This window comes from Aureibaculum luteum (assembly GCF_003449015.1).
Lineage (GTDB): Bacteria > Bacteroidota > Bacteroidia > Flavobacteriales > Flavobacteriaceae > Aureibaculum > Aureibaculum luteum.
In genome coordinates, this window is the sequence record NZ_QRGD01000002.1 from 358,180 (window position 1) to 371,878 (window position 13,699).

At 32.9% G+C, this 13,699-nt stretch carries 6 protein-coding genes; 5 read left to right on the forward strand and 1 reads right to left on the reverse strand.

Translation table 11 applies throughout. The annotated features are described in order from the left end of the window. Positions 1-3 precede the first annotated feature (3 nt). The 3 genes from D3P13_RS06730 to D3P13_RS06740 all read left to right on the forward strand — a co-directional run bounded on the left by D3P13_RS06730 (position 4) and on the right by D3P13_RS06740 (position 8,203). Entirely contained in the window at positions 4-3,015 is a 3,012-nt protein-coding gene (locus D3P13_RS06730) for a SusC/RagA family TonB-linked outer membrane protein (RefSeq protein ID WP_117880552.1), read from the forward strand. Between the two features lie 11 nt (positions 3,016-3,026). Then, positions 3,027-4,604 (forward strand): SusD/RagB family nutrient-binding outer membrane lipoprotein, encoded by a 1,578-nt coding sequence (locus D3P13_RS06735; protein ID WP_117880553.1) that lies wholly within the window; start codon positions 3,027-3,029, stop codon positions 4,602-4,604. 236 nt (positions 4,605-4,840) lie between these two features. Beyond that, on the forward strand, positions 4,841-8,203 hold the full coding sequence (locus D3P13_RS06740) for a VCBS repeat-containing protein (RefSeq protein WP_117880554.1): 3,363 nt from the start codon (positions 4,841-4,843) through the stop codon (positions 8,201-8,203). Positions 8,204-8,602: 399 nt separating this feature from the next. On the opposite strand, the gene D3P13_RS06745 is transcribed toward D3P13_RS06740, so the two are convergent. Then, a complete protein-coding gene (locus D3P13_RS06745; RefSeq protein ID WP_117880555.1) occupies positions 8,603-10,441 on the reverse strand; it encodes a sulfatase-like hydrolase/transferase in 1,839 nt (612 codons plus the stop codon). 210 nt (positions 10,442-10,651) lie between these two features. Here D3P13_RS06745 and D3P13_RS06750 point away from each other — a divergent pair, with 210 nt between their 5' ends. Then, complete coding sequence (locus D3P13_RS06750; protein WP_117880556.1) at positions 10,652-12,175, forward strand: sulfatase-like hydrolase/transferase; 1,524 nt, start codon at positions 10,652-10,654, stop codon at positions 12,173-12,175. A gap of 65 nt (positions 12,176-12,240) precedes the next feature. Further along, positions 12,241-13,623, forward strand: coding sequence for a TlpA family protein disulfide reductase (locus tag D3P13_RS06755; protein WP_117880557.1), 1,383 nt, complete (start codon positions 12,241-12,243; stop codon positions 13,621-13,623). Positions 13,624-13,699: the final 76 nt, after the last annotated feature.

Consider the following 13,699-nt stretch of genomic DNA (forward strand, 5'->3'; position numbering starts at 1 on the left):
ATTATGAACCAAAAATTTAGGTATTTATTTATGCTTGTGGCATTACTCTTTTTACAAGGAGCTATTGCTCAAACTATTACTGGTAAGGTTACCGATGAATCTGGCATTGCTCTTCCAGGAGCAAATGTTATTGAAAAAGGAACTACCAATGGAACAACAACCGATTTTGATGGAAATTATAGCATTGAAGTCTCAGAAGAGGCAACATTGCAATTTTCTATGATAGGTTATTCCGAAAAGGCAGTTGTAGTCGGTGGACAAACCACTATTAATGTATCCTTGGCAGAAGGTACACAACTAGACGAAGTAGTTGTTACAGCCTTAGGTATTAAACGTGCCGAAAAAACATTAGCCTATGCCCAACAAACTGTTGGTGGCGAAGAGCTTACAAATTCCAGAGACGTTAACTTTGTTAACAGTATCTCTGGTAAAGCAGCGGGTGTAGAAATTAGAAAAAGTAGTTCAGGGCCAGGTGGTTCTACCAAAATTCAAATTAGAGGTAGTAAATCCTTAAGTGGAGATAGTTCTCCTCTATTTGTAATTGATGGTATACCTATGGTAAACAACAGAGGTAGTCAACCAGGAGTTTGGGATGGTGTTGATCAAGGAGATGGTTTATCTCAATTAAACCCTGACGATATTGAAAGTATGAGTATCTTAAAAGGAGCAAATGCTGCTATCTTATATGGTAGTCAAGGTGCGAATGGAGTTATAGTAATTACAACAAAAAGTGGTAAAGCGGGGACAACAGTTGTTAAAGTAAATTCAGGTATTACTTTTGAAAGTATTATCGCATTACCAGAATTGCAATACAGATATGGTAGTGAAGGTGGTGCTAAAGAAAACTGGTCGACTACTAGAGGAGATTATGATAGTAGTTATGTGGATGATTGGTTTGAAACTGGAGCAAATTACTTCAATTCAGTTTCGGTAAGCGGTGGTAATGATAAAACCCAAGCCTATTTTTCGTATGCAAATACTACGGCATCTGGTATAACACCTGGTAATGATTACGGTAAAAATAACGTATCATTTAAGCAGTCTACAAAATTGTTTAATGATAAAGTTAAAGTTACTTCTAATATTATTTTAGCACAAGAAAAAACAGATAATAGAAACCGAGCAGGGTATTACAACAATCCGCTTACTGGTTTGTATTGGTTTCCAAGAGACAGAGATATTAATGACTTTAGAGGTGATAATTATAGAACGTTTAACACTGATAGAAATGTTTATGAACAAAACTGGTTTGTAGTTGACCATCATCAATCAAATCCATATTGGTTATTGAATGAAGAATCTCAAGAAGACAAAACTAAAAGGGTTATTGGAAGTTTAAATTTAGATTATAACATTACTGAGCAGCTTACTTTTCAAATTAGAGGAAATATGGATTATGCAGTAAAAGAATATGAAACAATACGTAACGGTGGTGGTAATACAACAACAGTTTCGGCAAATGGAAACTGGATTTATGAAAAGTATGATGATACGAGTACCTATTTGGATGGTATTTTAAGTTACACCAATAACTTTGGTGATTTCTCTCTTACTGCTTTAGGAGGAGCCACCTACCAAAATACTAATTACGGTAATGGTGTGGGAGTATACCCTGGTGCAGCAGAAGATCAATTGCTGTATGCCAATGAGTTTTACTTCAATAATTTAACGGATGTAATTCAAGTTAGATCTAATTTAAATAACGGTAAAACTAGTAAAATAGAAAAACAATCTTTATTTGGTAACGTAACTATAGGTTTTAAAGAAATGCTATTTTTAGACGTTGCTGGTAGAAACGACTGGGCATCTACGTTAGCATTGACGGGTAATGATTCTTATTTTTACCCATCTGTCGGTCTTACGGCAATTTTAAGCGAAATGTTTGAAATGCCAGAGGCAATTAGTTTTGCTAAGTTAAGAGGTACATATGCTAAGATTGGTAATGAAGTACCATATAACAGAATTTTCCCAAGACATAATATTAATGCAGATGGTTCTGTTGGATTTAATACTGTTAAACCATTTTTAGATGCGAAACCGGAAATTATTACAACTACTGAGATAGGATTTGATTTTAGATTTTTTCAAAGTAGATTAGGTATTGATTTTACGTATTATAATATAAATAGTCAAGATCAGTTCATTCAGATAAATGAACCTATTGAAGATTATACTTCCTTTTTCGTTAACGCAGGTGAAATTGAAAATAAAGGGGTTGAACTTACCTTAACTGGTAAGCCAATTGTAACTGAAGATTTATCTTGGAATACAGCAATTAACTATTCTAAAAATACAAATAAAATTATCGAATTGCATCCAAGTGTAGAGACTATAGGTCAAGGTGGTTCTGAAGGTTTTAGATATACTTTAATTGAAGGAGGAGCTATTAGTGATTTGTATGCCTTTAAATTTTTGAGAGATGACGAAGGTAGAATTATGTTGGATGATGTTAGTGGAAGACCAAGAAAAACGGCAACAAGAGAATTAATAGGTAACGCTGAGCCAGACTATGCTATTGGTTGGAGCAATACAGTTACTTATAAGAACTGGGCCTTGAATATGCAGATTAATGGTAAATTTGGTGGTTATACAGTAAGCCAAACAGAGGCTTTATTTGATGGTAACGGTGTTTCAGAAAGATCTGCGGCAGCTAGAGATAGAGGTTATGAAAATATTAATGCGGTGCAAAATGGTGTAGCAGTTACTCAAATTGATCCTTTTACGTATTATGATGCTGTTGGTGGTAGAAATGGTATTGATGAAGCTCATATTTATGACAGAACAAGTATCAGGTTAGCTCAATTATCATTATCTTATAATTTTAAGGTTGATAGTGTTGATTGGCTTAAAAATGCTTCCTTATCTTTTATAGGAAACAACCTATTCTTTTTCCATAAGGATGCACCATATGACCCTGAATTATCTCAAAGTACAGGAAGAAATGAACCTGGTTCAGATAATTACAATTTACCATCAACGAGAACGTATGGTTTAAACCTAAGTTTAACATTTTAATAAGAAAAGAAATGAAAAAAATAATATATATATTTTTGACAGCACTTTTATTTAATTTAAGTGCATGTACAGATGATTTTGAAAAGTTAAATGAAGACCCTTATCAGATTACTGATGAATCATTAACACAAGATTTTAACAATGTAGGGGCATTTTATCCGCCCATGTTAAAAAATCTATTTGGCGACCAAATTGAGCACAACTTATCTCATGATTCTTGGGTAAGACATTTGGGAACTCCAACAAATTTTTTAGGTGGAATAAATAATACGACATATTATATTAGTTGGAATACCTATTGGAATAGAATTTACGGTAGCATTATGTCTCCTTCTGCTCAGGTAATGAAAGTTGCAGAAGCTGAAGGTTACCCTGTTTTTGTAGAATGGGCAAGATTAATAAGAATTTTAGGGATGTCTAGATTAACAGCTTACCATGGTCCAGTTATATTTACAAAGTTTGGTGAAGAACCTGCCTTGTATGATTCAGAACCAGTACTTTATAATGCATTCTTTACGCAGTTAGATGAAATTCAGGCGGTTTTTAATGCAAATACTGATTACGGTGGACTTGGAAAATTTGATGCTAGTTATGGAGGGAGTATTCCTCAATGGAACAAATTGATCAATAGTTTACGTTTGCGTTTGGCAATGCGTTTGTCAAAAGTAGATCCTGCTTTGGCGAAGACCCAAGGAGAAAAAGCGTTGAGCGAACCAGGAGGTTTAATAGAAGCTAACGGAGATAATTTTTTAATTTCTTTATATGGAGGTATTTTCCCTCCTGCAAGAATTAGTTTTGGTTGGGGAGATACGAGAATGAGTGCTTCAATGGAGTCTATCCTTATAGGATATAAAGATGCTAGAGTTGCTAAATTCTTTGATCCGGCAACTGATGATACGTTATATCCAGATCATCCTGATTATCCTTATAAAGGAATAAGAAATGGGGCGGTTTTAGTTGCAAAAGGTGATAGGTTGAGTTATTCTAATATAAGCGATGATTTTAATAGTGTTGAAAGTCGACGTTGCTTCACCGCTGCTGAAGTTAAATTTCTAAAGGCAGAAGCGGCCTTAAGAGGTTGGGCTGGTGCAGGTGATGCCAAAGAGAATTATGAGGCTGGCGTTAGTACTTCTTTTGCAGATTGGGGTGCTGGTAGTGCTGCAGAGTATTTAGCAGACAATACGAGTTTGCCATTAGACTATAATGATCCTAAAGCAGATCCAGGTCCAATTAATGATTTTGTATCTAGAATTACAAATACGGTAGCTTGGGATGATGGGGCAAGTAATGAAATTAAGCTAGAAAAAATTATTACCCAAAAATGGATTGATGGATATACAAACTCAATCGAGCCATGGGTAGATCATCGTAGAACTGGATACCCAAAACTACCTTACAATTATAAAAATGATAGTAGTGCAGATTGGGGAGTAATACCAGCAAATGAATTCTTAAAAAGGCAAGTATTCTTAACAAGCCAGAGAGAAAACAATGCATCTTCAGTTGCTGAAGCTACAGGTTTCCTTGGTGGTCCAGACTTAATTAGTACTAGACTTTGGTGGGACACTGGTTCTGCATCAAATTTTTAAAATTTAAGTTTATTTATATAAAAAGAGTTGTTTTTAATCTAAAAACAACTCTTTTTTTTTATTTTGCAGTAGAATTATTTTTATATAAATAAAAGAATTATTGCATAAAGTACATTACCTTGAACTTGTTTTAGGTACTCACCAATAGTGATGAGATACTTAAATGAATTAAGTATGACGTTAGTCTAAATTATTAGTATTCACGTAGCATTAAGTATTTTTTTAATTGGAACTATATGACAAAAACATACAAAATTATTATTACCCTAGCAGTTTTCGTGTTAACAAACTGTAATAAAAGCGAGGAAAATGATAGTAGTACTGCTACGGCAAAAAACGAGAATACATTATTTAGCTTGGTGTCTTCTAATGACTCTAATTTAACTTTCGAAAACACCATAACGCAAACCAGAGAGAACAATCATATGATAAACTCTCAATTTATATCTGGTGGAGGCGTAGCCGTTGGTGATATAAATAATGATGGTTTGGACGATATTTATTTTACGGGAAATCAAGTAAGGGATAAATTATTTTTAAACAAGGGAAATTTAAAATTTGAAGATATTTCTGATAAAGCGGGTATTACCAAGGATAATAATTGGTCAACTGGCGTAACGTTTGTAGATATTGATAATGATGGCGATAAGGATATTTATGTTTGTAGGTTTACTTATCTAGAAAATGAAAAAAGTCAAAACCAGTTATACATTAACAATGGAGACCAAACCTTTGCCGAAAAAGCATCCTCTTTTGGTTTAGATGATAAAGGTTTTTCCATGCAATCGACCTTTTTCGATTTTGATAACGATGGGTTGTTAGATGTTTACGTTATAAATCAACCGCCAAGTATCCCAAACATTGGAGATAAAATGAGTTTAGAACAGTTTCCAGATATTGCTTTTAGTGATCGATTATATAAAAACTTGGGCAATGGAAAATTTGAAGATTATACCGAAAAGTCCAATCTTAGAAATTTTGCTTTCGGATTATCAGCAACTACAGGAGACTTTAACAACGACGGTTGGCAAGATATTTATGTTTCCAATGATTTTGATGTGGCGGATCATGTTTATATTAATCAAAAAGACGGCACTTTTAAAGATGAAGTACGCACGGCCACTAAACATATTTCAAACTTTAGTATGGGTAACGATATTGCGGACTATGATAATGATGGAAATTTAGATGTTATGGTCGTAGACATGGTAGCAGAAGATCATAAAAGGATTAAAACGAACATGAGTGGTATGAATCCCGAACAGTTTTGGTCTATCGTAAATAAAGGTGGTCACTATCAATATATGTTTAATACATTACAAAGAAATAATGGAAATGGTACGTTTAGTGAATTAGGTCAACTCGCGGGCGTTACAAGTACAGACTGGAGTTGGGCACCATTATTGGCCGATTTTGACAACGACGGTTTTAAAGACCTTTTTGTAACCAACGGCGTTGTTTACAATAACCGTTATAGCGATTTAACGACAAAATATGACCAGAAAGTTGATAGTATAAACAAGGTAGCCCAACAGAAAGGAGTAAATCCGAACGCCATGATAGACGTGATGGATTTTGTAAATATGGCTCCAACAGATAAATTACCGAACTATATTTATAAAAATAACGGAGACTTAACTTTTAATAATAAAGTAAAAGATTGGGGCATGGAAATACCAACACTATCAAATGGAGCAGCTTACGCCGATTTTGATTTAGATGGTGATTTAGATTTGGTTGTGAATAATATTAATGAAACCGCATCATTATATAAAAATACAACTACAGACAGAAGATTAGGTAATTATATACGCTTTAAGTTTGTTACTGATAATAACGAACCTGTTTATGGGACAAAAATAGCATTGTATAAAAAAGATTCATTGTTGCAAGTTGTTCAAATAACGAATTCGAGAGGGTTTATGTCTAAAAGTGAAGATGTAGCTCATTTTGGAATTGGAGATGAAAAAATTATTGATAAGGCCATAATTCAATGGAATGATGGCACAACTTCAACACTTTCTAATTTAGAGGTAAATAAAGTCCATCAGATAAAGACAGAAGAGTTACAAAGAGAAGCAACTCAAGATAAACCTAATAAAACTTTACAATTTCAAGATGTAACCCAATCTCTTAATTTAGATAAAGTGAACCATCAAGAGAATAAAAATGATGATTATGCTTATGAAGTATTGCTTCCACATAAAATGTCGCAATTTGGACCTGCCATAGGTGTTGGTGATGTAAATGGTGATAATAAAGAAGATTTTTATTTAGGCGGTGCTGCAGGGTATTCAGGGAAGCTATATATACAAAATAATAAAGGAACTTTTGATGAAATTATAGATGGAGCTTGGTCTCAAGACAAGGCTAGTGAAGATATGGGTATCGCATTAATAGATGTTGACAATGATAAAGATTTAGATCTATTTGTTGTAAGTGGTGGTAATGAATTTAATGAAGGCGATACTGCGTTACAAGACAGGTTATATATAAATAACGGCAGAGGGAAATTTACCAAAAGCAATAATTTACCGAAATACCTTACTAGTGGATCGTGTGTAATGCCTTTTGATTTTGACAAAGACGGCGATTTAGATCTCTTTATTGGTGGACGATTAACACCGAGAAAATATCCGCATGCAGCAAATAGTTATTTACTGGAAAATACTGGAGGAAAATTTATTGATGCTTCAGATAAAATAGCCCCTGAGATGAAAGATTTAGGAATGGTAACTGCTGCAAGTTGGACAGATTATAATAATGATGGTTTTGAAGACTTAATAGTGGTAGGTGAGTGGATGCCAGTAACCTTATTTATGCAATCGGAAAATGGTACTTTCAAGAAAGAAACCATTCCAAATAGCGAAGGATGGTATTATGAAGTTAAAACGGCGGACATGGACAATGACGGAGATAATGACATCATTGTTGGTAATCTCGGTTTAAATTACAAATATAAAGCAAACTCAAAAGAACCTTTTGAAGTTTACAGCTATGATTTTGACAGTAATGGAAGTTTAGATATTGTGTTGAGTTATTATGAACATGGAATTGCGTTTCCTGTAAGAGGTAAAAGTTGTTCAACGCAACAAATTCCATCGCTAAAAGAGAAATTTCCAACTTATGAAGAATTTGGAAATTCTAATTTACAAAATATTTATGGTAGTACGCTCACTGACGCATTGAACTTAAAAGCAAAAACATTTGCATCCGCAATTATTGAAAATGGAGGTGATGGTAAATTTATTATTAAACCTTTGCCATCATTGGCTCAAGTATCTTCAATAAATAGCATTTTAATTGATGATTATAATTTGGATGGTAATAAAGACATGCTGATTTCAGGAAATTTATATGTATCAGAGATAGAAACACCTCGTAATGATGCAGGTACAGGGCTACTGTTACATGGAGATGGTAAGGGTAATTTCACTTCAGTTTCTATTCAAGAAAGTGGTTTTTACACGCCAAACGATGTAAAAGACATGAAAATGATTGAAATTGGTGATAAAAACATCATTTTGGCAGCTAAAAATAATGATTACCTCCAAGCCGTTGAATTTTTTAGTTTGGAGGAACTTCGTAAAAGTAATTAAAAGAATAAAAAAATCAATTTTGGGATAGAATTTTTCATGATGTGATAATAGAAATAATACTTATTATAAGTTTAAATTTTTGATGTTTAGACTTTTGGAACTGTCATTCGTCGAATATTTTATAATAAGAGTTTTTTTCTTATTTACTTTTACAGTAATCAACTAATTATAACATTTTATAGGGAAATAGCAATAATATTTAAGTTGAGTAATTTGAATTAGTATTAAAGAGCTAGAGAAGTCTAGCTCTTTTTTTTTATAAAAAGATATTTAATTTGAGTGATACATCTAGGATTTTTAACCTACTAAAGAGTTGTGTAACATAACAATTTATTTCTACCGTTTATTGGCTTAAAACAAGAAATTGAGAACGCACAGCATACTGAATAGTTTGTACTTTTACTCTATATAGAGCTCATCAATAAATAACCAAGCATTACTACCTGCACCTTGATGAGTAGGAGGGCATACCCCAATGTTTTTAATATTAATTTTTAAATATCTTGCTGTGAATGGTTTCTCAACACTAAATTTTCCTTTAAAGGTATTTTTATTTTTGTTGTTTTCTTCGTCAGTTAAAAATAGTGATTCTTTAAAGTCTTTACCATTAGAAGAAAAACTAACAGAAACTTGTTTAGGTTTGAAAATCCAATTCCCTGAATCTTCTAAATAGCCACAAGAAATTTTTTCTATATTTTGTTCTTTTTTCAAGTCAATGAAAAATTCTAAATCTTGGCCTTCTTGACCAATCCATTGTCCTGAGCTATAATCTAAATAACCTCTTTTACCATCTGTTAATACTTTAATATTTTTATAGTTGGCATGCAAAGGCAAGGTGCTTTTAATAATTGCATCTACGGCCAAATGGTTTACTTTTTTTGTTTCTTTAGGAACGTCATCGATAGAACCATAATCCCATTCAATGTATTTTTTTATTAGTTTTTTTACAATTTCTGGATGTTTTGAAGCCAAATTTGTCATTTCTGATACATCTTCATCCAAGTTTGATAAAAACAAAGCATCACCTTCCAAATCAAGTTCTCCTTTATGAGATGTGTCTTTTGGGTACGCAATTAATTTCCATTTTCCATCTCGGACTACCCATTGACTTCCATATTTCCAGAACGCAGACGTTCTTGGTGATTTTTGCTGTGTGTTCATTAACATTGAAGACAAATCAATACCGTCAATTGTGGATTTATTATTTTCCAATCCACATAATTTCGATAGCGTTGGCATCCAATCTGTATTTAATAAAAACTGTTTACTCACCTTATTTTCGGGTAAATTTCCTTTCCAGCTTATAATGGTTGGTAATCGTATACCACCTTCGAATAGGCTACTTTTTGCTCCACGATAAGGTCCAGAACTACCACCCCCATTAAAAGCACGCATTTCTGTAGAATAACCATTGTCAGATTGATAAACAATGATGGTGTCTTCTCGTAATCCTAAGCTATCAAGTTGGTCTATTAGCATTCCTATGCGTTCATCAATTGTAGAAATAAATGCTCCGTAATCAGATCTTGGAAACTCGACGCCTTTGTCTGAATAATAATTTTTCCATTTTTGAGTAGGTTGGTAGGGATAGTGTGGCATGTTAATGGCATAAAATAAAAAGAAAGGATCCGGTTGATTTTTATCTATAAAAGCATCCACTTTTTCTGCCATTAAATCAGGAAAGTATTTTCCATCATAAAATACCTCTTTACCGTTTTCATGTAAATCATGAATGTTAGGCCCTTCCCAAAAGAAAAAATGGGAATAATTATCAATGCAACCTCGTAAATGTCCAAAATAATAGTCAAAACCTTGATTATTAGGGCTACTGGCTTCACTCATTCCTAAATGCCATTTACCTACATGAGCCGTTTTATAACCATTATCTTTAAATAATTCGGCCATGGTATATTGTTCGTCAGGTAAACCATCTGAACCAATACTTGCAGACGTGTTTCCTGGTACACCAGCTCTTTGAGGATAATTACCTGTTAATAAAGCAGCTCTTGAAGGAGCACATACAGGTGCTGCTACATAAGCTTGTGTAAACCGGATTCCATCTTCTGCAAGCTTATCTATGTTTGGCGAAAAAATATCTGTGGCACCATAACAACCTAAATCGCCTGCACCTTGGTCATCTGTATAAATCACAATTACATTCGGTTTTTTGATGTTTTGGGCAATTAAATTGTAATAACCAAAAAACAATAGTAAAATAGTAAGGGGTATTTTTTTCATTTTTTGAAATTGTTAATTTTTCTAATAGATCCTAAAATAAATATAAAATTTTAAAAGAGGTGAATTTTTTAGACAATAGCTCCTTTAAATTAGATAAACAACGGAAATAAACTACATTCGTTGAATTATTTAAGTTGTTTGTCTTTTAAAATATTAGAATTGTTAAGATTGAATTATATTTATAAAATATAATTTAAAAAGTATAGGTCTATGTTAAAGATACATAATATAAAAGCACTTACGTTGTTGATGGCTTTGAGTTTCATTTCTTGCAAAAGCGAAAAAGAAAAAAAAGAGACCAATCAACAACCTAATATTATAGTTATTTATGCCGATGATTTGGGCTTTGGTGATGTTAGTGCATATGGAAGTGAGATTTTAAAAACACCAAATATTGATCGGATTTCGAATGAAGGTATTAAATTCATGAATGGTTACGCGGCTTCACCTACATGTAGTCCAAGTCGCTATGCGTTGTTATCTGGTAATTACCCATTTAAAAAGAAAAATGCTAGAGTACTCCCAGGAAATGCTCCTCTAATTTTTGATACGAGTAAGCAAACTTTACCATCTATGTTAAGAGATGCGGGCTATACTACAGGTGTAGTTGGTAAATGGCACCTAGGGTTAGGTAGTGAAAATATGGATTGGAATGGTGAAATTAAACCAGGACCATTAGAAATAGGTTTTGATGAATCTTATATAATGGCTTCAACAAATGATAGAGTACCATCTGTTTATGTTAAAGGGCATCGCATTGATGGTTTAGATGCTAAAGATCCGATTGAAGTGAGCTACAAAGAAAACTTTGAAGGTGAACCAACAGGAAAAAAGAATCCAGAATTACTAAAATTACATCCTAGTCACGGGCATGACATGAGTATTCATAACGGAATTTCGAGGATTGGATTTATGCGTGGTGGTAAATCAGCATTATTTACTGACGAAAACATGGGAGATGACTTTTTACGAGAATCAAAGGCATTTATAGACCGTAATAAAGAAAAGCCATTCTTTTTATTTTATAGTTTGCATCAACCACATGTGCCGCGAGTACCCCATCCTCGATTTGCTGGGAAATCTAGTCTAGGTCCAAGAGGTGATGTAATTATTGAAGCTGATTGGGATGTTGGACAATTGTTAGATTATCTAGATGAATTAAAACTAACAGAAAATACGATTATAATTTTTTCGAGTGATAATGGTCCTGTACTAGATGATGGTTATAAAAGTGATGCCGTTGAAAAAAATGGGAATCACACACCAGCAGGGAATCTAAGAGGAGGGAAGTATAGCCTTTTCGATGGAGGAACGCATGTGCCATTTATGCTAATGTGGAAAGGCACGATTGAACCAGACATTTCAAATGCTTTGGTTTCGCAAATGGACTTACCGGCTTCATTCGCTTCGTTTACGGGACAAAAAAACACAACTGAAGATGGTGAAAATGTGATAGATGCATTGCTGGGAAAATCAGATTTAGGAAGGGAAAGTTTAATTTTAGGTAGAACGAATGGAATTTCTATTCGCCATGGAGATTGGATATTAATTCCACCACATAAAGGCCCAAAAACTACAGGGAAGTTCACCAATATTGAAACGGGAAGAGATACGATTTATCAATTATATAATGTGAAAGAAGATATAGGACAGCAGCATAATGTTGCCTTAAAATATCCAGAGATGGTTAAAAAATTAAAGGATGAAATAAATAAAATAAAAGCAATAAAATAATTAAAGCTCCTATCAATTCTTTTAATTAAATTTACCCTCATTAATCAAATACGTACAATTAAATTATGAAAAAAGTATTTTACGCAATTAGTATTTTAATTATGTTGTCGGCATGTAAAAGTGAGAGCCCAGCGGTTGAATATGCAATTATTTCTGGAAAAGTTATTAATAAAGGCGATGGATTATTAAGACTCTATAGTGGAGATATGAGTTTTATAGACACTATTCAGGTTTCAGACGATGGTGTATTTAGAGATACCATGAGAGCCAAGTTCGGTGATTTTGTTTTATATGACGGTAAAAGTGTGACTCCAATTCATTTACAACAAGGTAATGATATTCAAATAAATTACGATAGTGATGACTTTGACAAAACAATAAAAATATCTGGCGTTGGAGCTGATATAGGTAATTATTTTTTGGCGAAAGGTAAAAAAATAAAAAGTTTGCAAGGACCAGGTAATTCCTATTTTGAATTGGAAGAAGAAGCCTATAAGAAGAAATCTAACGAAATAAAGGCTATAAATGAAGCGTTATTAGATTCGATGACGAGTATTTCTAATGACTTTAGAACAAAGGAAAAAAGAAATCTAAATTACGAATATTTATCAGCGTTAAACAATTATGAATCTTATCATAAACATTATGCTAAAAAGCCAGAATTTAAAGTGTCTGAAGGTTTTTTAACAGGACTTGAAGATTTAGATTTTAATAATGAGGAAGATTTTTTATCATCTCAAGCTTATGTTAGTTTAGTTACTTCTCATTATATAAAAAAAGCAGAAAAGACTTTGGAAGCAGATTCAACCTTGTCTAGAAGTCTAGTAACGTTAAAATCATTTTCATCTGCACCCAATCAGACCATTAAGAATGGGCTATTATACAATCACAGTAAATTTGAAATTTCATATACAGATGATTTAGAAACTTTTTATAACACTTTTATGGAGGGTTCAACTAATGAAAATAATAAAAAAGAAATTACTAAAACATACACTAAAATAAAATCAGTGTCAAAAGGGAATGTTTCTCCACAATTTACAAATTATGAAAATCATGCAGGAGGTACTACTTCGTTAGACGATTTAAAAGGTAAGTATGTCTATATTGATGTGTGGGCAACATGGTGCGGCCCTTGTCTTGCTGAAATACCATCACTGAAAAAGGTAGAAAAAACATATCATGATAAAAACATAGTATTTGTTAGTTTGTCAATAGATAAGAAAAAGGATCATGACAAGTGGAAAAAAATGGTAACAGAAAAAGAATTAGGTGGTATTCAATTGATAGCGGATAATGATTCTAGTTCAAAATTTGTACAAGATTATCAAATTATGGGTATTCCTCGTTTTATATTAATAGATCCTCAAGGTAATATTGTTAATTCAAACGCTCCAAGACCTTCAGATAAAAAGCTGATTACTTTATTCGATGAATTAAAGATTTAATTTATACTTTATAAAAGCCTATTAAAATCACTTTAGTTATTTTTACTAAAGTGGTTTTTTGTTTTAATTTAGCCAA